The sequence below is a fragment of the Pantoea alfalfae genome, assembly GCF_019880205.1.
In the GTDB taxonomy this organism is placed as follows: domain Bacteria; phylum Pseudomonadota; class Gammaproteobacteria; order Enterobacterales; family Enterobacteriaceae; genus Pantoea; species Pantoea alfalfae.
The window spans coordinates 2,964,773-2,988,147 of sequence record NZ_CP082292.1 but is presented as its reverse complement, the minus strand read 5'-3'; the positions used below and the strand labels follow the sequence as shown (position 1 = coordinate 2,988,147).

22 protein-coding genes are annotated in these 23,375 nt (G+C 57.6%); 8 read left to right on the top strand and 14 right to left on the bottom strand.

Translation table 11 applies throughout. From position 1 onward, the window contains the following. The first annotated feature begins 111 nt into the window (after window positions 1-111). From adk to K6R05_RS14090, 3 genes are all read left to right on the top strand, one after another. A complete protein-coding gene (gene adk, locus K6R05_RS14100; protein WP_013357027.1) occupies window positions 112-756 on the top strand; it encodes an adenylate kinase in 645 nt (214 codons plus the stop codon). A 113-nt stretch (window positions 757-869) separates the two neighbouring features. After that, entirely contained in the window at window positions 870-1,829 is a 960-nt protein-coding gene (hemH, locus tag K6R05_RS14095) for a ferrochelatase (RefSeq protein ID WP_222924409.1), read from the top strand. Window positions 1,830-1,886: 57 nt separating this feature from the next. Beyond that, window positions 1,887-3,188 (top strand): inosine/guanosine kinase, encoded by a 1,302-nt coding sequence (locus K6R05_RS14090; protein WP_161731979.1) that lies wholly within the window; start codon window positions 1,887-1,889, stop codon window positions 3,186-3,188. A 300-nt stretch (window positions 3,189-3,488) separates the two neighbouring features. Here the strand turns inward: K6R05_RS14090 and ybaL are convergent, their stop codons facing one another. After that, window positions 3,489-5,183 carry a YbaL family putative K(+) efflux transporter gene (ybaL, locus tag K6R05_RS14085; RefSeq protein WP_161731981.1) on the bottom strand — a complete coding sequence of 565 codons (1,695 nt, stop codon included), beginning with the start codon at window positions 5,181-5,183 and terminating at the stop codon, window positions 3,489-3,491. A gap of 555 nt (window positions 5,184-5,738) precedes the next feature. Here ybaL and ushA point away from each other — a divergent pair. Further along, the gene (ushA, locus tag K6R05_RS14080; RefSeq protein WP_161731983.1) at window positions 5,739-7,505 is read left to right on the top strand and encodes a bifunctional UDP-sugar hydrolase/5'-nucleotidase UshA; all 1,767 of its coding nucleotides are present in this window, start codon (window positions 5,739-5,741) and stop codon (window positions 7,503-7,505) included. Window positions 7,506-7,539: 34 nt separating this feature from the next. On the opposite strand, the gene K6R05_RS14075 is transcribed toward ushA, so the two are convergent. Continuing rightward, complete coding sequence (locus tag K6R05_RS14075; protein WP_161731985.1) at window positions 7,540-7,971, bottom strand: multidrug/biocide efflux PACE transporter; 432 nt, start codon at window positions 7,969-7,971, stop codon at window positions 7,540-7,542. An 89-nt stretch (window positions 7,972-8,060) separates the two neighbouring features. Here K6R05_RS14075 and K6R05_RS14070 point away from each other — a divergent pair, with 89 nt between their 5' ends. Then, window positions 8,061-8,930 carry a LysR family transcriptional regulator gene (locus K6R05_RS14070; RefSeq protein WP_161731987.1) on the top strand — a complete coding sequence of 290 codons (870 nt, stop codon included), beginning with the start codon at window positions 8,061-8,063 and terminating at the stop codon, window positions 8,928-8,930. Here the strand turns inward: K6R05_RS14070 and ybaK are convergent. The 3 genes from ybaK to copA all read right to left on the bottom strand — a co-directional run bounded on the left by ybaK (window position 8,927) and on the right by copA (window position 12,968). Continuing rightward, window positions 8,927-9,406 (bottom strand): Cys-tRNA(Pro)/Cys-tRNA(Cys) deacylase YbaK, encoded by a 480-nt coding sequence (gene ybaK / locus K6R05_RS14065; RefSeq protein WP_222924407.1) that lies wholly within the window; start codon window positions 9,404-9,406, stop codon window positions 8,927-8,929. The genes K6R05_RS14070 and ybaK overlap by 4 nt on opposite strands. A 173-nt stretch (window positions 9,407-9,579) precedes the next feature. Then, window positions 9,580-10,383, bottom strand: a complete 804-nt coding sequence (locus K6R05_RS14060; protein WP_222924406.1) for a TraB/GumN family protein — start codon at window positions 10,381-10,383, stop codon at window positions 9,580-9,582. 71 nt (window positions 10,384-10,454) lie between these two features. Beyond that, window positions 10,455-12,968, bottom strand: a complete 2,514-nt coding sequence (gene copA, locus K6R05_RS14055) for a copper-exporting P-type ATPase CopA (RefSeq protein WP_222924404.1) — start codon at window positions 12,966-12,968, stop codon at window positions 10,455-10,457. A 97-nt stretch (window positions 12,969-13,065) separates the two neighbouring features. Here copA and cueR point away from each other — a divergent pair, with 97 nt between their 5' ends. Then, on the top strand, window positions 13,066-13,470 hold the full coding sequence (gene cueR, locus K6R05_RS14050) for a Cu(I)-responsive transcriptional regulator (protein ID WP_161731995.1): 405 nt from the start codon (window positions 13,066-13,068) through the stop codon (window positions 13,468-13,470). Here the strand turns inward: cueR and K6R05_RS14045 are convergent. The 5 genes from K6R05_RS14045 to tesA form a co-directional block, all read right to left on the bottom strand. After that, window positions 13,458-13,904, bottom strand: coding sequence for an NfeD family protein (locus K6R05_RS14045; RefSeq protein ID WP_222924402.1), 447 nt, complete (start codon window positions 13,902-13,904; stop codon window positions 13,458-13,460). The genes cueR and K6R05_RS14045 overlap by 13 nt on opposite strands. Then, window positions 13,904-14,818 carry an SPFH domain-containing protein gene (locus K6R05_RS14040; protein WP_161731999.1) on the bottom strand — a complete coding sequence of 305 codons (915 nt, stop codon included), beginning with the start codon at window positions 14,816-14,818 and terminating at the stop codon, window positions 13,904-13,906. The genes K6R05_RS14045 and K6R05_RS14040 overlap by 1 nt, the downstream gene beginning before the upstream one ends. Window positions 14,819-14,875: 57 nt before the next feature. After that, the gene (locus K6R05_RS14035) at window positions 14,876-15,733 is read right to left on the bottom strand and encodes a thioredoxin family protein (RefSeq protein WP_161732001.1); all 858 of its coding nucleotides are present in this window, start codon (window positions 15,731-15,733) and stop codon (window positions 14,876-14,878) included. 79 nt (window positions 15,734-15,812) lie between these two features. Then, complete coding sequence (locus K6R05_RS14030) at window positions 15,813-16,586, bottom strand: SDR family oxidoreductase (protein WP_161732003.1); 774 nt, start codon at window positions 16,584-16,586, stop codon at window positions 15,813-15,815. A 30-nt stretch (window positions 16,587-16,616) separates the two neighbouring features. Further along, window positions 16,617-17,243: a multifunctional acyl-CoA thioesterase I/protease I/lysophospholipase L1 gene (tesA, locus tag K6R05_RS14025; protein ID WP_202604849.1), complete on the bottom strand. Its 627-nt coding sequence runs from the start codon at window positions 17,241-17,243 to the stop codon at window positions 16,617-16,619. Between tesA and ybbA the strand changes: the two genes are divergently transcribed. Together ybbA and ybbP are read left to right on the top strand one after the other, a co-directional pair. After that, window positions 17,211-17,897 carry a putative ABC transporter ATP-binding protein YbbA gene (gene ybbA, locus K6R05_RS14020; RefSeq protein ID WP_010259059.1) on the top strand — a complete coding sequence of 229 codons (687 nt, stop codon included), beginning with the start codon at window positions 17,211-17,213 and terminating at the stop codon, window positions 17,895-17,897. The genes tesA and ybbA overlap by 33 nt on opposite strands. Then, on the top strand, window positions 17,894-20,311 hold the full coding sequence (ybbP, locus tag K6R05_RS14015) for a putative ABC transporter permease subunit YbbP (protein WP_222924401.1): 2,418 nt from the start codon (window positions 17,894-17,896) through the stop codon (window positions 20,309-20,311). The genes ybbA and ybbP overlap by 4 nt, the downstream gene beginning before the upstream one ends. Before the next feature lie 84 nt (window positions 20,312-20,395). On the opposite strand, the gene purK is transcribed toward ybbP, so the two are convergent. The 4 genes from purK to ppiB all read right to left on the bottom strand — a co-directional run bounded on the left by purK (window position 20,396) and on the right by ppiB (window position 23,304). Beyond that, window positions 20,396-21,460, bottom strand: a complete 1,065-nt coding sequence (purK, locus tag K6R05_RS14010) for a 5-(carboxyamino)imidazole ribonucleotide synthase (RefSeq protein ID WP_161732005.1) — start codon at window positions 21,458-21,460, stop codon at window positions 20,396-20,398. Beyond that, window positions 21,457-21,963 (bottom strand): 5-(carboxyamino)imidazole ribonucleotide mutase, encoded by a 507-nt coding sequence (gene purE / locus K6R05_RS14005; RefSeq protein WP_161732007.1) that lies wholly within the window; start codon window positions 21,961-21,963, stop codon window positions 21,457-21,459. Before purE ends, purK begins: the two co-directional genes overlap by 4 nt. 130 nt (window positions 21,964-22,093) lie before the next feature. Further along, entirely contained in the window at window positions 22,094-22,810 is a 717-nt protein-coding gene (gene lpxH, locus K6R05_RS14000; protein ID WP_222924400.1) for a UDP-2,3-diacylglucosamine diphosphatase, read from the bottom strand. Then, window positions 22,810-23,304, bottom strand: coding sequence for a peptidylprolyl isomerase B (ppiB, locus tag K6R05_RS13995; protein WP_013357047.1), 495 nt, complete (start codon window positions 23,302-23,304; stop codon window positions 22,810-22,812). Before ppiB ends, lpxH begins: the two co-directional genes overlap by 1 nt. Window positions 23,305-23,375: the final 71 nt, after the last annotated feature.

The window sequence follows — 23,375 nt, the reverse complement described above, 5'->3', positions numbered from 1 at the left end:
GAGTAAAGTCATCCTGAGCGATCCTCGCCCTTCCTTGTGATGAGCGGGTCATAATGGTATGTTCTTCCGCTTCTAAGATAGATCAATGCGATTCGCAAGGGGATTTACGCAATGCGTATTATTCTGCTCGGAGCTCCGGGCGCAGGTAAGGGGACTCAGGCCCAATTCATCATGGAGAAGTACGGCATTCCGCAAATCTCCACTGGCGACATGTTGCGTGCAGCAGTAAAAGCAGGCAGCGAGCTGGGTAACCAGGCGAAAGCCATCATGGATGCTGGCAAACTGGTAACCGATGAGCTGGTGATTGCGCTGGTTAAAGAGCGTATCACTCAGGAAGACTGCAAAAACGGTTTCCTGCTGGACGGTTTCCCGCGCACCATCCCTCAGGCAGATGCAATGAAAGAAGCCGGGATCACTGTTGATCACGTGCTGGAGTTCGCCGTACCGGACGAGCTGATTGTTGAACGTATCGTGGGCCGTCGCGTTCACGCGCCATCTGGCCGTGTTTATCACGTCACCTTTAATCCACCGAAAGTGGAAGGTAAAGATGATGTGACAGGCGAGGAGCTGACCACGCGTAAAGACGATCAGGAAGAGACCGTGCGTAAGCGCCTGGTGGAATACCATCAGATGACCGCCCCGCTGATTGCTTACTACAGCAAAGAAGCGGAAGCGGGCAACACCGCCTATCACAAAATCGACGGCACCCGTAAAGTGACCGAAGTGAGTGCCGAGCTGGCTAAGATCCTCGGCTAAGCTCAATGGGGCCGGTATCACTGGCCCCTTTTGCAGTAATTGCTTTTACCTCCCACTAATTCCGCTACAATTTCCCTGTTTTCACGCATCCCCGTTGTCATCAAGGAACTCAAATGAGGCAAGATAAGCCCGGCGTGTTATTGGTTAATTTAGGTACGCCAGACGCTCCAACCACACCTGCAGTTAAACGCTATCTGAAGCAGTTTTTAAGCGATCCGCGCGTGGTCGATGCACCGCGCTGGCTCTGGTGGCCGGTTCTCAATGCTGTCATTCTGCCGTTTCGCTCACCGCGCGTGTCGAAGCTCTACGCATCGGTCTGGATGGAAGGCGGTTCTCCGTTGCTGGTCTACAGCATGCGTCAGCGCGATGCCCTGGCGGCACGGGTTGATATGCCCGTCGAACTGGGTATGAGCTATGGCAATCCGAGCCTGAAAAGCGCAGTCGATAAGCTGATGGCGCAGGGCGTCACCCGCCTGATTGTGCTGCCACTCTATCCGCAATTCTCCTGCTCCACCGTAGCCGCGGTATGGGATGGCCTGACCGCCGTCTTCAAAGGGTATCGTTCGCTGCCCGATGTGCAGTTTATCCGTGACTACGCCGAACATCCGGCCTATATCGCCGCGCTGAAAGCGACGGTAGAGCGCTCGTTTGAGCGGCACGGTCAGCCCGAACTGCTGGTGTTGTCGTTCCACGGCATTCCGCAACGTTTTGCTAACGAAGGCGATGACTATCCGCAGCGCTGTGCGGATACCACCGCCGCACTGGTCAAAGCGCTGGGTCTGCGTGAGGATCAGTACATGATGACCTTCCAGTCGCGTTTTGGTCGTGAGCCCTGGCTGATGCCCTACACCGACAAAACCATGGAAGGCCTGCCTGCCAAAGGGATCAAACATGTTCAGGTCATGAGTCCGGGCTTCTCGTCTGACTGCCTGGAAACGCTGGAGGAGATCAGTGGTGAAAACTGCGAAATCTTTATGCATGCCGGCGGTGAAAAGTTTGAGTATATCCCTGCGCTGAACGCCGATGAGGCGCATATCGACATGATGGTGCAACTGGTCGACGCACGCCGTTAAAGCGAAGGCGGAGAGTGTGATATCATTCTCCGCCTGTTTTTCCAGACGGCATTCCCGATGAAATTTCCCGGCAAACGTAAATCCAAACACTACTTTCCCGTCAGCGCACGCGATCCCCTGTTACAGCCCGCTCAACACGATGTTGATGCAGGCAGCTGGGTAGTGGGTATCGACCAGACGCTGGTGGATATCGAAGCCAAAGTCGATGACGACTTTCTCGCCCGTTACGGTCTGAGTGCCGGGCACTCGCTGGTAATCGATAATGCTGTCGCGGAAGCGTTGTACAACGAGCTGATGCGCGATGCGCTAATCACTCATCAGTTTGCCGGAGGCACCATCGGTAACACGCTGCACAACTTCTCGGTGCTGGCCGATGACCGCTCCGTGCTGCTCGGCGTGATGTGCAACAATATCCAGATTGGCGGCTACGCCTATCGCTATCTCTGTAACACCTCAAGCCGGGTCGATCTTAACTATCTGCAGGGTGTTGATGGCGCTATTGGCCGCTGCTTTACGCTGATTGGCGAACATGGCGAGCGAACCTTCGCGATCAGCCCCGGCCAGATGAACCAGCTGCATCCGGAGAAGGTGCCAGAAGAGGTGATCGCCGGAGCTTCTGCGCTGGTGCTGACCTCCTATCTGGTGCGCTGTGCCGAAGGTGAACCGATGCCGCAGGCAACGTTACAGGCGATTGAATATGCCAAACGCCACAATGTGCCGGTGGTGCTGACGCTGGGTACCAAACATGTGATTGGCGATAATCCTCAGTTCTGGCGGGACTTCCTGCGCGAGCACGTCAGCATCGTGGCGATGAACGAGGAGGAAGCGCTGGCGCTGACCGGCGAAGCCGATCCGCTGCTTGCTTCCAATATGGCGCTGGACTGGGTGGATCTGGTGCTCTGCACCGCTGGCCCGATTGGGCTCTATATGGCGGGCTACACCGAAGACGAGTTCAAACGCAAAACCAACCATCCGCTGCTGCCTGGCGCGATTGCAGAATTCAACCAGTATGAGTTCAGCCGCGTGATGCGCCAGCAGGATTGCCAGCAGCCGCTGCGTATCTTCTCGCACATCGCGCCTTATATGGGCGGACCTGAAAAGATCATGAACACCAACGGCGCCGGAGATGGTGCGCTGGCGGCGTTGCTGCATGACATCACCGCCAACAACTATCACAGCCTGAATGTGCCGAACTCCAGTAAACATGCGCGTCCGTATCTGACCTATTCGTCACTGGCGCAGGTGTGTAAGTATGCCAATCGCGTCAGCTATCAGGTGCTGAATCAGCATTCGCCGCGTTTAACCCGCGGCCTGCCGGAGCGTGAAGACAGTCTGGAAGAGTCTTACTGGGATCGGTAAAGCGGGTTGCCACAGGACGGCAGACAGTTTGCAAACTTAAATGAGGGTGAATCTGGCAGCAATGGATTAACTCAACGCGCAGGGAACAGGGTCAGAAGAGGAGAGCGTCCCGCGCCATGGACAAAAACGCCAGGCGTTTTTGAACAACGCAGAGCGCTGGCCCGGTAACGGGCGCACCTCAGGGATGAGGTGCGTAATCGCGCGGGCCAGGCGTGTCATGGATGTCGGCTTTTGCGTCTTTCCGATCTGACCCTGTTCCCTGTGCCGTTTCGATATCACAGCTATACGGGCCAGACTGAATCAGCGCACGACATCGCAGGGCTTTAAATCTTCGCCCTGCTTCATCTCATCCTGCAGGATTTGCAGCATACTGCTGGCAATCTCACGCTCACCCATCACGACGCGGGTGGCACCACGCTCCATGATGTACTCCACCTCGTCGTCATAGTGGGCACGGGCGATAATCTCGATATTCTGATGCTTTTCACGCGCCGCCGTCACCACTTCACCCGCTTCATAGCCATTCGGGATGGTCAGTAACAGCCAGCGGGCGCAGTCGAGTCGTGCCAGTTCCATGGTATCCGCGCGGGCAGCATTACCGAGCACCGCCTTGATGCCCTGTTCGCGCAGCGCTTCGACCCGGGTACGGGAGTTTTCAACCACCACCAGCGGAACATTAGCCTCAAGAAGCTTCTGACCAATCAGGCTGCCAACCCGGCCATAGCCCACAATCACGGCGTGATTACAGAAATCCACCGGGATCTGCTTCTCTTCTTCAATGGCTTCTTCCAGCGTCTGCTCTTCCATCGTCTCTGTTTTTGCCAGAAAACGCTCCAGCAGGGTAAACAGAATCGGGTTAAGCATAATCGACAGGATGGCGGCGGCCAGCACCAGGTTGCGGCCCTCATCACTCAGCAGGCCCAGCGAGATACCCAGACCGGCCAGAATAAAGGCGAACTCACCAATCTGTGCCAGGCTGACCGAAATGGTCAGCGCCGTACGACGCGAATGGCCGAGCAGCGTTACCAGCAGCCACGCGGCGACCGACTTACCCACCACGATAATCACCAGTGCGCCCAGCACTGCCAGCGGCTGCGTCACCAGAATCGACGGGTCGAACAGCATGCCGACCGAAACAAAGAACAGCACGGCAAACGCATCACGCAACGGCAGAGTATCCCGTGCGGCACGATGGCTCAGTTCCGACTCATTCAGCACCATACCGGCGAAGAAAGCACCTAATGCAAACGAAACATCAAAGAATTCAACGGCCCCAAAAGCGATGCCCAATGCCAGCGCTAACACCGCCAGCGTAAACAATTCGCGTGAGCCGGTGGCGGCGCTGCGGGCGAGGATCCAGGGCACGGCACGGCGTCCCACCACCATCATCAGCACCATAAAGGCAGCCACCTTACCGATGGTCCACAGCAGATCCCAGGCCAGCAGTCCGGCGCTGGCGTTGCCCTGTTCCATCATGCCCGCAATGGCGGGCAGCAGTACCAGCGTCAGCACCATCACCAGATCTTCAACAATCAGCCAGCCAATGGCTATCTGTCCGCGCTGGCTATCAATCAGCTGTCGTTCCTCTAACGCACGCAGTAACACCACGGTACTGGCGGTAGAAAGGCAGAGACCAAACACCAGGCCGGTCAACCATGACCATCCCAGCGTCCATGACAATCCCATTCCCAGTAACGTCGCGACTGCGATTTGCGCGATGGCACCGGGAATGGCGATCGACTTTACCGACATGAGATCTTTCATTGAGAAGTGGAGGCCGACACCAAACATCAGCAGGATAACGCCGAGTTCTGCCAGTTCAGGGGCCAGATTGGTATCTGCGACAAAGCCGGGCGTAAAAGGACCCGCCAGCACGCCTGCCATCAGGTAACCGACGAGGGGCGAAATACGCAGGCGGTTTGCCAGCATCCCAAGGAGAAATGCCAGAACCAGTGCTCCGACAATGGTAGTGATCAACGGTGTGGTGTGATGCATGCCTGTCTCCTTGTATACAAATGTATCCGCTTGTAACAAATGAGTTTAAAACAAAATCACTTCTTTCGCTGAGCAATTTGCGGGAATACCTTAAAAAACCATGAAAAAAAGTCAAAACCACAATCGAAAGGGTGTTTTTGTCCATTATCCATAATATTGGCTGATTTGACGCTTTAAACAGGGCCGGATAAATAAAAATTCGCATCAGTAAATAACGTCGGTCTGGCACGAATAAGGGAGAAATGTGCATGCAGAGGGGGTAAAGCCTGCCAGCGGCACTTTTGCAGCAGTAAACAATCGGTTAACAACACGCTTTATCGCCTCTTTCTGCTCAGTCGGGAGAAACCGGACCCGGGCTGGAACGAGAGCCCGCTGTTGTATAGGTGTCACTCCGGAGCCACTTGCTTGCTCTGCAAACACGGAGCAGAAATAAAAAGCGTAAGCTCATGCATGCACGCAGATGTGCATTGGCCTTGAGTTCGCCGGGGGAATATGCGACACAGTGGGGCAAAGCGGCAGATAATCGGGCCAGAAAGTAAATTAAGGAGAATCACCGTGTTGTTATCAAAATGGACAGGAGCAGGTGTGGCGCTACTGGTGGCCCTGATGCCGCTGTTTTCACAGGCCGCTGAGGCCGATCACACCTATCGTTTCAGCCTGCTGCACACCAACGATGAGCATGGCCACTTCTGGTTTAATGCGCAGGGCGAATATGGTCTGGCGGCGCAGAAAACGTTGATGGATACCCTGCGCTACGATGTCCAGGCCAGAGGCGGCGGCGCACTGATTCTCTCTGCCGGTGATATCAATACCGGCGTGCCGGAGTCCGACGAGCTGGATGCTGAACCCGATTTTCGTGCGATGAACCTGATTGGCTATGACGCGATGGCGCTGGGCAATCATGAGTTCGACAAGCCGATTGCGGTTCTGCGCAAGCAGGAGAAGTGGGCGCGATTCCCGCTGCTGGCCGCCAACGTTTATCAGAAAGGCACCGATCAGCGCCTGTTTAAACCCTGGGCGGTATTTAACCGTCTCGGGCTGAAAATCGCAGTCGTCGGGTTAATTACCCCGGATACCGCAAAACTGGCCAATCCGGCTGGGCTGACAGATACCGAGTTCCGCGATCCTATTGCAGAAACGGTGAAGGCGGTTGCTGAACTGCGTGCCGCGGAGAAGCCGGACGTGATTGTTGCGCTGACCCACCTTGGCCACTATGACGACGGTAAGCACGGCAGCAACGGCATCGATGACGTCACTCTGGCCCGCAGCCTGCCTGCCGGCACAATCGATCTGATCGTGGGTGGGCATTCCCATGATGCGGTCTGCATGGAAAAAGAGAACGTCAGCGTCAAAAATTATCAGCCCGGCCAGCCCTGCAAACCCGATCAGCAGAACGGCATCTGGATTATGCAGGCCGATAAGTGGGGCAAATATGTCGGACGTGGCGACTTCACCTTCCGTAATGGAGAAGTGTCACTGGAGGCTTATCAGCTGGTGCCGGTCAACCTCAAACATCAGGTGAAGAATGCCGATGGCAGTGAAACCTGGCTCACCTGGCAGGAAGAGATCCCGAAAAATACCGCAATGATGAAGCTGCTGATGCCGTTTCAGAAGCGGGCAGAGGCGAAGCTGACCCTGAATGTCGGCAGCGTTGACGGCGACTTCAGCGGTGAAAAAGAGCAGGTTCGGTTTGAGCAGACAAATCTCGGCCAGCTGATTCTGCGCGCTCAGATGGCGCATACTAAAGCCGATTTTGCGGTGATGAGCGGCGGCGGTATTCGCACCTCGCTGAAATCGGGCAAGCTGAGCTGGCGTGACCTGCTACAGGTCCAGCCGTTCAGCAACCAGGTGGTCTCGGTCAGCCTGACTGGCGCAGAGGTCAAAAAATATCTGGATGTGGTCGCCAATATTCAGCCTGACTCAGGTGGCTATGCCCAGTTTGCCGGTATCAGCCTGACCGCCGATGGTAAGCATGTCAGTAACGTCCGTATTAACGGCAAACCGATTGAAGATACGCAGCATTATCGCATGGCGACAAACAGCTTTAATGCGGCGGGCGGCGACGGCTATCCGCGTCTGGATAATCATGCCGGGTACGTCAACAGCGGAGCAGTGGATGCGCAGGTGCTGCGCGACTTCATCAAGGCGCATTCACCGGTTAAAGCCAGTGACTATGAGCCGAAAGGGCAGATCGTGCATCTTACCGATGAGCAGATTCGGGCGCGGGATGAGGCAGCAGAGAAAGCGCGGAAGCGTAACTATCCCAAAATGATTCTGGCGTGGATCTGGCCGTGGGGGAACGAAACAGCCGCCACGCATTGAACTGACCGGGAGGCGCTTGCGCCTCCCGTTTTTCTTATGCCCGGCAGGGGTGACGTCTGATCCAGCGCTCGCGCAGTTTGTCCCATCCCCAGTTGTAAGCCATGGTGAAGGGCAGGAAGAAGAGGAAAAAGGCCACTTCAACCAGGAAAGCTTCCCACAGGGTGATATCCAGCATCAGGGCGGCGATCGGCAGACCAATCAGGATAAATCCGCCTTCAAAGCCCAGCGCATGTAACACACGCACGCCCGGACCGCGTTTCTGGCCTGGCGCATAAATCCGATCAAACCCGCTGTTGTAAATCATATTCCATAGCATCGCGGCCGTAGAGAGCATAATCGCCAGCGATCCCATCTGAAACAGCGGTTTATTCATTGCCCATGCCGCCAGCGGCGAAACGGTCAGAATCGCCAGTGTTTCAAAGCAGACAGCATGAAGAATACGTTCTTTAAGTGAGCGGGTACGCATTTTTTGTTCTCCTTCAATAATACGGCGCATTTTCACATGTCAGAATGCTAAGATAAAATGAACACCTATCGAAAAAAGCGATGGAAAAAATGCGATACTCCCCGGAATCCCTTGAGGCTTTTATGCAGACCGTGGCGAGTGGCTCCTTTTCGGCGGCTGCGCGTGCGCTGGGTAAAAGTCAGTCCACCATCAGCGCAGCGGTGGCTAATTTAGAAGACGATCTCGGCTTTGCGCTGTTTGATCGAACGGGCCGTCAGCCGATCCTCTCCGAGCAGGGACGTCGCGTTGTTCCTCAGGTTCAGCAGATTCTGTCGGCCAGCGAGCGGCTGGATGCGCTGGCGATACGTCTGTCGCAGGGCGTTGAACCCCGGCTCAGTTTTGCCATGTCCGATTTCTGGCAAACCGATCATCATGAACATCTGCTCAGGCAATTTGATGCGCGTTATCCGGAGATTGAACTGGAAGTCATGATTGCTGAAGATGGTGATGTCCTTGATCTGCTGCAGGCCGGGCGGGTACATCTGGGCGTCGTGCGGGCGCAGCCCAATCTGCCGGTAGATATCGCAGTGGCGCGGCTGCAGGTTGAAGCGCAGATGGCGGTCTTTTTACATCGCGATCACCCGCTGGCACAGCCTGATACCCTGAGCGAAAGCGAACTGGAAGGCGTGCGACATCTGCGGCTTAACACCTGGGTTGAGGCGCATGAACCCGCGCCCATGGGTCGCATCTGGTCAGCGCCCACCTATTTACTGCTGCTGGAGATGGCGGAGCAGGGATTTGGCTGGACGATTCTGCCACGCTGGCTGGTGAAACAGTTTGGGCATGGCGTGCTGAAAGAGTTGTCGATGTCGGGCTGGCCACAGCACATCGCCGTTGAAGTTGTCTGGTCACGACGAACGCCGCCCGGTCCGGCGGGGCGCTGGATGATCGATCAGCTGTGCGCCCAGCCGCGTGTTTAGTCGTGGCGGGCGATATCCGCAAACGGTGCGTCCAGCAGGCGTGAAAGATCCTGAGGTGCCAGTTCAATATCCAGGCCTCGTTTGCCGCCAGAGATAAACATGGCGTCAAACGCGCTGGCTGAGTCATCGATTACCGTGGGCAGCTGTTTTTTCTGTCCCAGCGGACTGATACCGCCCACCAGATAGCCGGTCACACGCTGTGCCAGCTGCGGATCGGCCATATCGGCTTTCTTCGCGCCCAGCGCTTTTGCCACCTTTTTCAGGTCGAGCTGCGTCGATACCGGCGTAATCGCTACCGCCAGCTGTTTCGCTTCACCATTCAGCGCCACCAGCAGCGTTTTATAGACCTGGCGCGCATCAAGATTAAGCTTGCGGACCGCTTCGTCACCAAAATGCGTTTCGTTACTGTCATGTTCATAAGGATGCAGCGTAAAGCTGACCTTTTGTTTTTCAAGTAATTTTACGGCGGGTGTCATACGTATTCCTTACTAAGAAAAATCTTATTACGCAGAATCATGGAAAAAGGTGGCGAAATTTTGTTCTTTGCGTAAAATTGGCCGCGCGCCAGCAATCTGATTGCTGAGCGATAACCAAAATCATAAACAAATTCCTCTTTGACGGGCCGATAAACTTATCGGCTCTCTTTTTTTCAGGGCTTCTTCAGCATCTCAGGCAGATTATCTTCGCCGTAAAGATGCAAAGCACCCACGGCCACCACATAGTTTCCCGCCGCTAACCCCTGCAGCCTGTCACACCACTGCGCATTACGCTGACCGATCAACGTATCATTCAGCGCCTGACTGAACGTCGCGGGCAGCGTGATTTCAGGCTGGCGTGGCGGTGCATCAAGCCACCAGCTCACCATCATCTGCAGCAGTCGTGCATTAGTGTGCCAGTGCAGCAGCGTATCCTGTAACAGCGCCATGCCATCATCCGGTAGCGCGGTTAGCAGGGCGATCTGCGCATCGGCACCTTCCAGTTCAATCACGGGTTTGTTCAGGCCTTTCGCTGCCTGCAACAGCTGATAATCAATGCCGTAGTCAGGCCGTAATCCCAGCCTCTGTGCCTGTTGCGCCTGTAACATCAGCGCCACCTGCCAGGCGGGCAGGTTATCCAGCAGGCTAAGCGTGAGACTCATCTCCTGACACAGTGCGGTAAGCGTTTGCATCGCGCTGCTCTCCAGTCGCTCTGAGAGCGCAGGACGATCGCCTCGGTGATCGAAGGGTGAGCCACCCTGCGTAATATCCGCTTCCACAATCAGCGCATCAGCCTGCTGCAACTGATGCAGCAGGCGAGCGGGCAACGGCTGCATATCGCGCGTTCCCATATGAATACTGCCCACCAGATGCAGTTGACGATTGCCAAGCCGGACATCTATCGCAGGCCAGCGGTAACTGGCGGGAAAAAGTTGGCTGATAAAGCCGCGCAGTGAGCGCCAGATGTTGCCTGTCATTCCCGGTCCTTTGCGATTCAAAACCCCATGCTAGCGACTTCAGAGCGTTAAAAACAGCGCTGAAACGGCGATTACTGGCGCGGTGGCCGGTAACGCAGCAGGCGGTTAGCATTGCTGACCACGGTAATGGAGGAGAGCGCCATCGCCGCACCTGCAACAATCGGGCTGAGCAGGGTGCCGGTCAGCGGATAGAGCACGCCCGCGGCTACCGGAATACCGATACTGTTATAGATAAATGCGCCAAACAGGTTCTGCCGGATATTGCGCAGCGTCGCGGAAGAGAGCGCTAACGCATCTGCCACGCTGTTGAGATCGGCGCGCATCAGCGTAATTCCCGCAGTTTCTACCGCCACATCGCTGCCGCCACCCATCGCAATGCCCACATCGGCCTGCGCCAGTGCAGGCGCGTCATTGATGCCATCACCGACCATCGCGACGCGACGACCCTGCTGCTGTAGCTGTTCAATGGCCGCCGCTTTGCCTTCAGGCAATACGCCTGCAATCACTTCATCAATGCCGGTTTCGGCAGCGATGGCGCGTGCGGTATCTTCATGGTCGCCGGTCAGCATAATCAGGCGATAACCCTGCTGATGCAGTCGCTTAAGGGCTGCACTGCTTTCAGGACGTAGCTGATCGCGCAGCGCGATCAGCCCGGAGAGCTGACCCTGTTCAGCCAGCAACACCGGGGTGGCACCCTGTTGTGTCAGGCGCATAATCGCTGCTTCTGCCGCCCGGCAATCGACGCCGTTATCCTGCAACAGTGCAGCGTTACCCAGCAGCAGCGCTCTGCCATCCAGACTACCGCTGACCCCTCTGCCGCGTATTGTACGAAATTGCGCTAACGACGCTGGCTGAGTCAGTTTCGCTTCGGCGACAATCGCTTTTGCCAGCGGATGACCCGAGGCGAACTCCAGCGCAGCCGCGGTCGCTAATACCGATTCACGGCTGGCGTTCCCCCAGACCAGCACCTCACTGACCTGCGGCTTTCCGGCCGTCAGGGTGCCGGTTTTATCAAACACCAGGGTGTCGATCTGGCTGGCGCGCTGCAGCGCATCGGCGTCGCGGACCAGCACCCCCAGCTCGGCGGCACGGCCAACACCGGCAATAATCGACATCGGCGTCGCCAGTCCCAGTGCACAGGGGCAGGCGATAATCAGGACGGTTGTCGCAATCACCAGCATGTAGGCAATCTGCGGCTGCGGGCCGAACAGATACCACACCGCGCCGCTGAGCAGCGCAATCAATACCACCACCGGGACAAAAACGGCGGAGATGCGATCCGCCAGACGGCCCACATCGGGTTTGCTGCTCTGCGCCTGACGTACCAGCCGGATAATGCGCGACAGGGTGGTGTGATTCCCGGTTGCTCGGGCGATAAATTCTACTGAGCCGTCCTGCACCAGGGTTCCGGCAAAGATCGCCACACCCGGATTTTTGCTTTGCGGCACCGCTTCGCCGGTGAGCATCGCTTCATCAAACCAGGCTTCACCCGTGATGATTTCGCCATCGACCGGCACCCGATCGCCGGTGACCAGGCGCAGCGTCATGCCGGGCTGGACGTCACTGACCGGGATCAGTCGGTCGCCCTGTTGATCGACCAGCCGCGCCTGGGCCGGTGTCAGATCAAGCAGTCGCTCCAGTGCCTTAGACGATCGCTGACGCGCCCGCTGCTCCAGTGCATGGCCCAGATTGATCAGGCCCAGAATCATCACGCTGGCTTCGAAATAAAGATGGCGCGCCTGCGGCGGGAAAAAGTCGGGCCACAACACCACGCTAAAGGAATAAATCCAGGCCGCGCCGGTGCCGAGTGCTACCAGCGTATCCATGGTAGCGCTGCCATTACATAAACTGCGCCAGGCGCTGCGATAAAAGTGGCTGCCGGTCACGACCATGATCAGCAGGGTCACGAGGCCCAGCGTCAGCCAGATGCCGTGGTTATGGTCGGTGAGCATCATGTTGTCGCCAACCATGCCCCAGATCATCAGCGGTACGCCAAAGGCTAAGGCGACAGCCGCCTGCCAGCTGAAACGCCGCATCGCGCTGCGGGCGCTGTGCTGCTGCTTTTCACGTCGCTCCTGCTCGTCATCCACCACCTGCGCGCCATAACCCGCGGCATCAACGGCAGCCACCAGCTGCTCAGGGTCAGCATCACCCAGCACCAGCGCACTGCGCTCGCCGAGATTGACCCGCGCCTGGCTGACGCCTGCGACCTGCTGCAGCGCTTTTTCCACCCGGCTCACGCAGCTGGCGCAGGTCATGCCTTCAATCAGCAGCATATGGGTGGGTAATGTTTTTTCTGCCGGATGAGAAGCGGTCTCCGTTGTCAGCGCCTCCGGCGGCGGCTCCGATGCTGTCAACGGTTCAGACTTTGGGGACGCGTCCGCCGTTTTCAGCGTCGCGTGATAGCCCGCCTGCTCAACAGTGGCGATCAGTGCAGCCGCATCCGCGTAACCGGAGACCTGCGCTTCCTGTTGGGTAACCTCGGCCTGGTCAACATCGTCGCGCTGCTCAAGTGCCTCTTTGACGCGTTTGACACAGTGGCCGCAGGACAAGCCGTCCAGTGCCAGAGAAATAGTGTGTGACATAATCAACTCCTCTTGTGATCCCATTTGACCAACTGGTCAGTTTCGATTCATGCTTAAGCATAAACCTTCCATCAAGGGGAAGGTCAAGGGGACGAAAATGAACATCAGCGATGTGGCGAAAAAGACCGGGCTGACCAGCAAGGCGATTCGTTTCTACGAAGAGAAAGGGGTGGTGACGCCGCCGTTGCGCAGTGAAAATGGTTACCGCCATTACGACGGTCACCATCTGGATGAACTGAACCTGTTACGTCAGGCGCGACAGGTAGGCTTTACGCTGGATGAGTGCCGCGAGCTGGTGGCGCTGTTTAACAATCCGTCGCGACACAGTGCCGATGTAAAAGCCCGCACTCTGCAGAAAGCCGATGAAATTGCAGCGCACATTGAAGAGCTGCATGCCATGCGCGCTCGTCTGCTGGCGCTGGCGGACGCCTGCCCGGGCGATGAGAGCGCAGAGTGCCCGATTATCAATAATCTGGCCGGGTGCTGCATTCAGCGTGGCTGAATTCGCAGCGTAATCCCCTCAATGCCGACCACGACGACCGGTGTGCCGGCAGGCAGATCCTGTTCTGCCTCAACCCGCCAGCTGCTATCCCCGATGCGTATGTGACCGGTGCGGTTATGCAGCGCGGTATCCAGCGTCAGCTGCAACCCGATCATCTGGCTACCGCGCTGGTTCAGGGCATTGGGCGTCTGATGCGTTTCACGGTGGCGCATCCAGCGATACCACAGAAAGACGCAAATCAGTGTCAGCACGGCAAATAGTGACCCCTGTGTCGTCCAGCTCACTGGCACCAGCCACTCAAAGATGCCGACAATAACTGCCGCCAGTCCGCTCCACAGCAGATAACCGCTGGTGCCCAGCATCTCAGCCGCCAGCAGTAATCCACCCAGCGTCAGCCAGAACCAGTGCGGATGCGCGATGATTTCCATCAGCATCAGCGTGTCGACTCGGTACGCGATTCCTTCAGCAGTTCACCGATGCCCGCGATCGACCCCAGCAGACTGCTCGCTTCCAGCGGCATCATCACGACTTTGCTGTTAGTGCCTTCACCGATTTTTTGCAGCGCATCGGTGTATTTCTGCGCCACGAAGTAGTTGATAGCCTGAATATCACCCGCCGCGATCGCTTCCGAGACCATTTTAGTGGCGTTAGCTTCCGCTTCAGCCTGACGTTCACGGGCTTCTGCCTGCAGAAACGCCGAGGTACGTTCACCTTCCGCTTTGAGGATCTGCGACTGCTTCTCCCCTTCAGCGCGCAGGATAGCCGCCTGTCGTACCCCTTCGGCCGTCAGAATATCGGCGCGCTTGGTTCGCTCTGCTTTCATCTGTGCATTCATCGCGCCGATAAGCTCCTGCGGTGGACGCACGTCGCGAATCTCGATACGGGTGATCTTAACGCCCCACGGGTTGGTCGCTTCATCCACGATATGCAGCAGACGGGTATTAATGCTGTCACGCTGTGACAGCATTTCGTCCAGCTCCATGCTGCCCAGCACGGTGCGCATATTGGTCATAGTGAGGTTCAGAATCGCCTGCTCAAGATTGCTGACTTCATAGGCGGCACGCGCCGGATCAACGACCTGAATAAAACAGACCGCATCGATGGTGACGTTGGCGTTATCTTTGGAGATGATCTCCTGCGAGGGAATATCCAGTACCTGTTCCATCATGTTGATCTTGCGACCGACGCGATCCATGAACGGCACGACCAGACTTAATCCTGGCTGTAGCGTGCGGGTATAACGGCCAAAGCGCTCAACCGTCCATTGAAAACCTTGTGGCACGATCTTGACGGTTGCCCAGACCGCTACCAGTGCCAGAATAATCAGGGCAGGAATGACAGTTATCATACAACCTCCGCATTGTCAGATTAACGGGCCGAGTCGCTTCGGCCCGTGGTGCTGCTGTTAGTACAGCAGGGAATAGAGCTGGCGACGATAACGCGCAGCCAGTGCATCGCCGGTTCCCAGCGCCGCCAGAATCTCCTGCAGCATTTTACGCGCCTGGCCATCTGCGGCATTGAGATCGGATTTCAGAAAGCTGAACAGCAGTTCCAGTGCTTCTTCATTGCGACCCACCTGATGCAGTTGTAACGAGAGTTTAGCAGCCAGCCCGGCGTTAGTCGGGTCCGCTTCCAGCTCGGATTGCAACTGCTGAATCTCCGGCGTATCCGCAGCCTGTTTCAGCAGATCGATCTGCGCCATCAGGCTCTGATAACGGGTATCCTGATCCTGCAAAGGTACGACTTTTAGCACTGCTTCTGCTTCATCGCTGCGGTTCAGGGTAATCAGTACTTCTGCCAGCAGGAAACCGATCTCACTGGACTGGTTGCTCAGCTGCCACGCATCTTTTAACAGCGGCAGCGCCTCCAACGGTTTATCTTCCTGCATCAGCACCATCGCCTGCTGCGCTTTCAGCTCTTCTTCACGCGGCAGGACTTTTTCCAGCAGGGCGCGGATCGCCTCTTCCGGCTGCGGTCCCTGGAAACCGTCAACCGGCTGACCATCCTGGAACAGGTAGACGGTCGGGATTGAACGCAGACCAAACTGCGACGCGACTCTTTGCTCTTTGTCGCAATCGAGTTTTGCGAGAATAAACTGACCCGCGTACTCCTGCGCCAGACGCTCCAGCACAGGTGTCAGCTCCTGACAGTGCTGACTGCGCTCAGACCAGAAGTAGAACAGCACCGGCAGCTGCATCGACTGCTCAAGGGTCTGCTGCAGGTTAGATTCGTTGATGTCGATGATAGAAGCGTGTGGTGACATGGATAAGTCTCTTTGCAAAAAGTGTTCTAAGAATATGGGGCCAACTGGCCCGGCTTCAAGCGCTATTGCGCATGGCTGATTAATGGCTGCGCAAAATGCGATCCAGCATCCAGCCTGGCAGTAACCGTTTCAGCAGGCTCATGACGTGTGCGATCAGCGTCACCGGATAGCGCAAACGTGGATGTTTACTCTCGAGTGCGTGACGAAGCTTAGGCAGAATGGCTTCCGCTGGCAGGGTAAAGCGTGCCGCGATGCCCGGGTTACGCACCGGGTTATGCTGTTCCCCCTGCGTCACATTGTCGGTAAAGCGAGTCTCAATCGGGCCAGGTTCAATCAGGCTGACCCGGATGCCGCTATTGCGCACTTCGAGCCGCAGCGCATCGCTCCAGGCTTCCAGTGCATATTTGCTGGCGGCATAGGCACCCCGGCCAGGCGTGGAGATCAGTCCCAGTACCGAGCTGGTATTCACAATGCGGCCATCGCCGCTGGCCTGCAGCGCCGGCAACAGTCGCAGCGTCAGCTGATGGACGCCAAAAAAGTTGCTGGAAAACTGCTGCTCCAGCTGCTGACGGGTGAGGGTTCGCAACGGGCCATACAGACCAAATCCGGCGTTGTTGAATAGCGCGGCCAGACGGTTATCGCAGAGTGCGAGCACCGTGTCCGCTGCCCGATCGACACTCTGCGGATCGTCGAGATCGAGCTGCAGGCCCGTATAACCCAGCGTGTTCATGCGGGCGACATCGTCGGCTTTTCGGCAGGCGGCGATCACCTTATAACCGCGCGCCAGCAGATCGTGCGCGGCGACCAGGCCAATCCCGCTGGAACAACCTGTAATCAGAATGGTTTTTTGCATTTCTTTACCCTTTTTGCGCATCCAGGCGCGCTACGGCTGCTTAACTAAGGGAGCCAGTTCTTTTGCCATTAATCCGGCGATAAATGGCTGTGCATCAGGATTGGGATGTATGCCATCCTGCTGCATCCACTCGGGTTTCAGATAGACCTGCTCCATGAAAAAGGGCACCAGAGGAATATCATGCTGCTGCGCGAGTCCAGGGTAGATGCCGCTGAACGCCTCGGTGTAGCGGCGGCCATAGTTGGCGGGCAGACGGATCTGCATCAGCAGCGGCTTTGCATCGGCAGCTTTGACATCGTCGATGACTTTACTCAGATTCTGCGCGATAGCGTCAGGCGGAAAACCGCGCAGACCATCGTTACCGCCCAGTTCGATTAACACCCATTGCGGCTGATGCTGTTTTAATAGTGCAGGCAGGCGCGCCAGTCCCTGTGCGGCAGTGTCGCCGCTGATGCTGGCGTTGACTACTTTTGGTTTCTGCTGCCACTGCTTATCAAGCAGGCTGGGCCAGGCAGCGGTGGCAGACATGCGATAGCCTGCGCTCAGGCTGTCGCCCAGCACCATCAGGGTATCTGCAGCAGCAAGACGCGACACCATCAGAAGAATCAATAACAGGAAGGGATAATGCCAGCGGAAAACATTGTTGAAGTTCATCATCTTACTAAGTCCGTCGGTCAGGGAGAGCATCAGTTAACCATCCTTACCGGAGTTGAGTTGGTTGTCAAACCAGCCGAGACCATTGCGCTGATTGGCGAGTCCGGCTCCGGCAAGTCAACCCTGCTGGGCATTCTGGCCGGGCTGGACGATGGCAGCAGCGGCGAAGTTCATCTGCTGGGGCAGCCGCTGCACCAGATGAACGAAGAACAGCGTGCGGCTCTGCGTGCCCGTCAGGTCGGCTTTGTGTTTCAGTCATTTATGCTGGTGCCGACACTGAATGCACAGGAGAACGTCCAGCTGCCATCACTCCTGCGCGGTGACAGCGACCGCCAGAGTCGCGAACAGGCACGGGAACTTTTGACGCTGCTCGGGCTGGGTGAACGTCTGCATCATCTGCCCGCTCAGCTGTCAGGCGGCGAACAGCAGCGTGTCGCGCTGGCTCGCGCCTTCAGTGGTCGTCCGGGTCTGCTGTTTGCCGATGAGCCGACCGGCAACCTTGACCGCAAAACCGGTGATCGCATCGCCGATTTGCTCTTTTCCCTTAATCGCGACTTCGCCACCACGCTGATTCTGGTGACGCATGACGAGCAACTGGCGGCGCGCTGCGATCGTCGCCTGCGGCTGCGCGACGGAAAATTGTGGGAGGAGCAATGATCTGGCGCTGGTTCTGGCGCGAGTGGCGTTCGCCCTCGCTGCTGATTGTCTGGCTGGCCCTGACGCTGGCGGTGGCCTGCGTGCTGGCGCTGGGGTCGATCAGCGATCGCATGGAAAAAGGGCTGAATCAGCAGAGCCGTGATTTTATGGCTGGTGACCGCACGCTGCGTAGCACCGATGCTGCGCCCGAAGCCTGGCTGGAAAAGGCGCGGGAAACCGGCCTGACGGTCAGTCGTCAGCTCACCTTCATGACCATGACCTTTGCCGACCAATCACCGCAGCTCGCCTCGGTAAAAGCAGTGGATGACCGCTACCCGATGTTTGGCACGCTGCAGACGCAGCCGCCGGGACTGAGGCCGCAGGCGGGTACTGCGCTGGCGGCACCGCGCCTGATTGCGCTGCTGAATCTGAAAGTGGGCGATACGCTGGAAGTCGGCGATACCCAGCTGCGCATCAGCGGGGAGATAATCCAGGAGCCGGATGGTGGCTTTAACCCGTTTGAGATGGCACCGCGTCTGCTGATCAATCTGGCGGATGCTGGCAAAACCGGTGCGATTCAGCCAGGCAGCCGTATTACGTGGCGCTATAAATTCTCCGGTAATTCCGAACAGCTGGCCCGCTATGACCGCTGGATTGAACCGCAGCTGAAGACGGACCAGCGCTGGATCAGCGTGGAGAACTCGGAAGATGCGCTGGGCCGTTCGATGCAGCGCGCGCAGCAGTTCCTGCTGCTCTCGGCCTTACTGACGCTGATGCTGGCGATTGCGGCCGTGGCGGTTGCCATGAGTCACTATTGCCGCAGCCGTTACGATCTGGTGGCGGTGCTGAAAACCCTGGGCGCGACGCAGGGTGCGTTGCAGCGGTTGATCATCGGCCAGTGGCTGGCGGTGCTGCTGCTGGCGGCGATTGCCGGAGGCGTTGTGGGGCAGGGCGTGGAAGCGATCCTGATGGCCATGCTGAAACCCGTGTTGCCCGCCAGCTTACCGGCGGCCAGCGTCTGGCCGTGGATCTGGGCGGTGGGATCGCTGTTTGTCATTTCGCTGCTGGTGGGTTTGCGTCCCTATCGTCTGCTGCTGGCAACGCAGCCGCTGCGCGTGCTGCGGCGCGATGCAGTGGCAAATCTCTGGCCGCTGAAAATCTATATCCCGGTGATGATCGCGGTGGTCGTCACGCTGTTAGCGTTGCTGGTCGGGGGCAGTAAAATGCTCTGGGCGCTGCTGGCAGGTGTGGTGGTGCTGGCGGGATTACTGGCGTTACTCGGCTTGGGAACCCTGTTGCTGCTGCGTCGGCTGGTGGTGCGCAATCTGGCGCTGCGACTGGCGATCAACCGGCTGCTGCGCCAGCCCGGCATGACGCTGAGCCAGCTCGCGGCCTTTTCGCTGTCGTTTATGCTGCTGGCGCTGTTGCTGGTGATGCGCGGCGATCTACTGGATCGCTGGCAGCAGCAGTTACCGGCAGACAGCCCGAATTTCTTCCTGCTCAATATGACGGCGGATCAGGTGCCGCAGGTGCGCGATTTCCTGCAAGCGCACCAGATCAAACCCGAAACCTTCTATCCGATTGCGCGGGTGCGGCTTAGCGAACTCAACGGCAAACCGGCCGATCCGAAACGGGATAATGCCCTGAATCGCGAACTCAACCTGACAGAGCTGGCCGAGCGCCCGGATCACAATCCGCTGGTCGCTGGCAACTGGCCGCCGAAGGCCGGTGAAGTGTCGATGGAGGTAGAACTGGCGGATCGTCTGGGGCTGAAGCTCGGTGATACGCTGACGTTCGACGGCGATACGCAGACCTTCAGCGCCCATATTACCAGTCTGCGAAAAGTGGACTGGGAAAGCCTGAAGCCGAATTTCTTCTTTATCTTTCCGCCAGGTGCGCTCGACAGTCAGCCCCAGACCTGGCTCACCAGCTTCCGCATGGAGGCGAATCCTGTACTGCTGGCGCAGCTGAACCGTGCTTTCCCGGCGCTGAGTCTGCTGGATATCGGCAGCATTATGCGGCAGATCGGTCAGGTGCTGACGCAGGTCAGCCGGGCGCTGGAGATCATGGTGGTGCTGGTCACGGCCTGCGGTGTGTTGCTGCTGCTGGCGCAGATTCAGGTCGGGATGCACCAGCGTCGGCAGGAGCTGGTGGTCTATCGCACGCTGGGTGCCGGTAAACGCCTGCTACGCACGACGCTGTGGTGTGAGTTTGCGCTGCTCGGCGTGGTTTCCGGCGTGGCGGCCGCGATGGGGGCAGAAGCGGCGCTGTGGGGATTACAGACGAAGATTTTCGACTTCCCATGGCAGCCTGACTGGACACTGTGGCTGGCATTGCCGTTGTGTGGCGCGCTGCTGCTGTCGCTGTGCGGCGGCTGGCTGGGGATACGGTTACTGAAAGGAAAGGCGCTGTTCAGGAAGTTTGATGCGGCGTAAAGCAGGGCTGGAATAAGGCGGCACCAGGCCGCCTTTGACCTTTATTCAGACTGCACCCGTAACCTGCAGGCGGATTACGGGAAACTACAGCTTTTCAACGGCCCAGGCGATACCGCTGGCGTACTCTTCCGGTAGCTGAGGCACCAGCGCATTTAGCGCTGCGCTGAGCCGCTCTGCATCGCTGTCGTTCAGATTGAGGTGGCCCACCTTACGACCCGGACGCACCTCTTTGTCATACCAGTGCAGATGCACCAGCGGCTGTTGCAGCCAGCTGAGATTCACGGCAGTGCCGATCAGATTCACCATGACCGACGGCGCAAACACCACCGGCTGCGGTAATGCCAGGCCAAGAATGGCGCGCAGATGCAGCTCAAATTGGCTGATAGACGCGCCGTTCTGCGTCCAGTGACCACTGTTATGCACACGCGGTGCCAGCTCATTGATCAGCAACCCGGCTGGCGTCACAAAACACTCCATCGCCATCACGCCAACGTAATTCAGCGCCTGCATGATCGCGCTCAGCATCGTTTCGGCCTGCTGCTGCTGTGCCGGATCCGCCTGCGGAAACGCCACGCTGGTGCGCAGAATGCCGTCCTGATGCAGGTTATGCGTCAGTGGATAGAACACGACCTTGCCATCGTGACCGCGCGCGCCGACCAGTGACACTTCACCGGAAAAGTTGATGCCCTGCTCAACGATACACTCGCCATAACACGCATCCGGCAGCTGGTCAGTTTCATCAGCACGCAGACGCCACTGACCCCGTCCGTCATAACCACCCGTGCGGCTTTTCACAATTGCCAGCTCGCCCAGTGAATCAAACACCGCTGGCCATTCGCTTTTGTCCGCCAGCAACTGCCACGGCGCGGTAGCGAGCCCCAGTTGATCCAGTAGCTGTTTCTGCGTCAGGCGATCGGCCAGACGTGGGAAAATATCACGGTTAACAAAAGCCGGATGGCTCGCCAGTTCACGCGTCAGCGCGGTCTCCGGCCAGCGTTCGATTTCGGCGGTAATCACGCTATCGGCGATCGGCAGGGCGGCAGGATCGGCATCCAGGCCTACCGGATAGACCGCAATGCCCAGCGGTTCACCCGCCTGACGCAGCATACGACCTAACTGGCCGTTGCCCAGTACGCAAACCGGCTTCATGCATCCACCCGCGGATCGGGATGGTTCAGCACCTCATCGGTCTGAGTCTGACGCCAGGTATTCAGGCGTGACGCCAGCGCGCTGTCATGCAGTGCCAGAATCTGCGCGGCCAGCAGGGCGGCATTAGCTGCACCCGCTTTACCAATTGCCAGCGTACCGACCGGAATACCGCGCGGCATCTGCACAATCGAATAGAGGCTATCGACGCCGCTCAGGGCCGCACTCTGCACCGGCACACCCAGCACCGGCACCAGGGTTTTTGCTGCCAGCATTCCCGGCAGATGCGCCGCGCCACCTGCGCCAGCAATAATCACCTGATAACCGTTGCCGGCTGCCGTTTCGGCGAAGCTGAACAGCTTATCCGGGGTGCGGTGCGCAGAGACCACTTCAACATCAAAAGGGACGTCCAGGCTGGAGAGGATTTCAGCGGCGAACTGCATGGTGGCCCAGTCACTTCTGGAACCCATAACAATGGCGATGCGGGCCGGGGCGTTGGATGACATGGGGTCAACTCCTGTGAATGAACAAACAGACCTGGCCGGGCGGACAGGTTTTGAAGGGCACCGAGAATAGCATGAGACGCACGCAAGGAAAACGGTTGCGTCAGGCTAAGGTTGGGGAGTTAACCGCAGATTAAAAGTCGAAATGGATAAGCTGAATGCCGCTGGCGTCGAGCTGGATCATGGAACCCCGGCTGTGCCAGGCACCCAGCACTGCGCGTTGTGCTGTTTCACCTTTTAAGTTCAGCGTATGAATCGCCGGGCGATGCGTATGGCCATGGATCAGCAAAGGCACCTGCTGGCGCAGCATTGCGGCGGCCACAGCATCCTGATTCACATCCATAATGGTCTGGGATTTATGCTGGTTGGCCTGTTTACTGTCGGCGCGCATCCGGGCGGCGATGCGTTTACGTATCCACAACGGCAGCGCCAGGAAGAGCCGCTGAATCCAGGGATTATGCACTTTGGCCCGAAAACGCAGGTAACCCGCATCGTCGGTACAGAGCGTATCGCCGTGCATGATCAGCAACCGATGGCCGTAGAGCGTCAGCACCTGCTCTTCCGGCAGCAGCGTCATGCCGCAGGCCTGCGCGAAGCGTCGGCCAATCAGGAAGTCGCGATTGCCATGAATAAAGTAGACGGGAACCGGAAGGGCGCGCAGGGCGCGGGCAATCTGCTGATGCAGCGGATTGGGGTCGTCGTCGCCAATCCAGGCTTCAAACAGATCGCCGAGAATATAGAGCGCGTCGCAGTGGGGCGCTTCGCGCTGTAAAAAATGCAGAAAACCGGCGGTAATCGCCGGTTCTTCCTGACACAGATGGAGATCTGCGATAAACAGCGTGCGGGACATTACTCGCTGACGGTCACTTTCTGGATAACGACGTCATCTTTTGGCACATCCTGATGCATGCCGCTGCGGCCGGTAGAAACGGCTTTGATCTTCTCGACCACGTCCATACCTTCAACCACTTCAGCGAATACGCAGTAGCCCCAGCCCTGAACGCTTTCGTCACGGAAGTTCAGGAAGTCATTGTCAGCCACGTTGATGAAGAACTGTGCGGTCGCAGAGTGCGGCGCAGAGGTACGTGCCATTGCCAGCGTACCTTTAGTGTTTTTCAGACCGTTGTTCGCTTCGTTCTGGATTTCATCTTTGGTCGCTTTCTGCTTCATGCCCGGCTCGAAGCCGCCGCCCTGAATCATAAAGCCGTTGATGACACGGTGGAAAATGGTGTTGTCGTAAAAACCTTCACGGCAGTAATCCAGGAAGTTCTGTACGGTTGCCGGCGCTTTATCATCGAAAGTTTTGATTACGATATCGCCATGGTTCGTCTGGAAAGTTACCATTTTTGTTGTCCTGTAAAGGTTGTGATCAGTTGCCGGGATCGCGCTGTTAACTGGCGTACCCCTTTTAGTCG

Excerpts from the sequence above, each read along its gene's own strand:
- adk (WP_013357027.1), top strand. The coding sequence starts at position 112 with ATGCGTATTATTCTGCTCGGAGCTCCGGGCGCAGGTAAGGGGACTCAG.
- hemH (WP_222924409.1), top strand. The coding sequence starts at position 870 with ATGAGGCAAGATAAGCCCGGCGTGTTATTGGTTAATTTAGGTACGCCA.
- K6R05_RS14090 (WP_161731979.1), top strand. The coding sequence starts at position 1,887 with ATGAAATTTCCCGGCAAACGTAAATCCAAACACTACTTTCCCGTCAGC.
- ybaL (WP_161731981.1), bottom strand. The coding sequence starts at position 5,183 with ATGCATCACACCACACCGTTGATCACTACCATTGTCGGAGCACTGGTT.
- K6R05_RS14075 (WP_161731985.1), bottom strand. The coding sequence starts at position 7,971 with ATGCGTACCCGCTCACTTAAAGAACGTATTCTTCATGCTGTCTGCTTT.
- K6R05_RS14070 (WP_161731987.1), top strand. The coding sequence starts at position 8,061 with ATGCGATACTCCCCGGAATCCCTTGAGGCTTTTATGCAGACCGTGGCG.
- ybaK (WP_222924407.1), bottom strand. The coding sequence starts at position 9,406 with ATGACACCCGCCGTAAAATTACTTGAAAAACAAAAGGTCAGCTTTACG.
- K6R05_RS14060 (WP_222924406.1), bottom strand. The coding sequence starts at position 10,383 with ATGACAGGCAACATCTGGCGCTCACTGCGCGGCTTTATCAGCCAACTT.
- copA (WP_222924404.1), bottom strand. The coding sequence starts at position 12,968 with ATGTCACACACTATTTCTCTGGCACTGGACGGCTTGTCCTGCGGCCAC.
- cueR (WP_161731995.1), top strand. The coding sequence starts at position 13,066 with ATGAACATCAGCGATGTGGCGAAAAAGACCGGGCTGACCAGCAAGGCG.
- K6R05_RS14045 (WP_222924402.1), bottom strand. The coding sequence starts at position 13,904 with ATGCTGATGGAAATCATCGCGCATCCGCACTGGTTCTGGCTGACGCTG.
- K6R05_RS14040 (WP_161731999.1), bottom strand. The coding sequence starts at position 14,818 with ATGATAACTGTCATTCCTGCCCTGATTATTCTGGCACTGGTAGCGGTC.
- K6R05_RS14035 (WP_161732001.1), bottom strand. The coding sequence starts at position 15,733 with ATGTCACCACACGCTTCTATCATCGACATCAACGAATCTAACCTGCAG.
- K6R05_RS14030 (WP_161732003.1), bottom strand. The coding sequence starts at position 16,586 with ATGCAAAAAACCATTCTGATTACAGGTTGTTCCAGCGGGATTGGCCTG.
- ybbA (WP_010259059.1), top strand. The coding sequence starts at position 17,211 with ATGCCAGCGGAAAACATTGTTGAAGTTCATCATCTTACTAAGTCCGTC.
- tesA (WP_202604849.1), bottom strand. The coding sequence starts at position 17,243 with ATGATGAACTTCAACAATGTTTTCCGCTGGCATTATCCCTTCCTGTTA.
- ybbP (WP_222924401.1), top strand. The coding sequence starts at position 17,894 with ATGATCTGGCGCTGGTTCTGGCGCGAGTGGCGTTCGCCCTCGCTGCTG.
- purK (WP_161732005.1), bottom strand. The coding sequence starts at position 21,460 with ATGAAGCCGGTTTGCGTACTGGGCAACGGCCAGTTAGGTCGTATGCTG.
- purE (WP_161732007.1), bottom strand. The coding sequence starts at position 21,963 with ATGTCATCCAACGCCCCGGCCCGCATCGCCATTGTTATGGGTTCCAGA.
- lpxH (WP_222924400.1), bottom strand. The coding sequence starts at position 22,810 with ATGTCCCGCACGCTGTTTATCGCAGATCTCCATCTGTGTCAGGAAGAA.
- ppiB (WP_013357047.1), bottom strand. The coding sequence starts at position 23,304 with ATGGTAACTTTCCAGACGAACCATGGCGATATCGTAATCAAAACTTTC.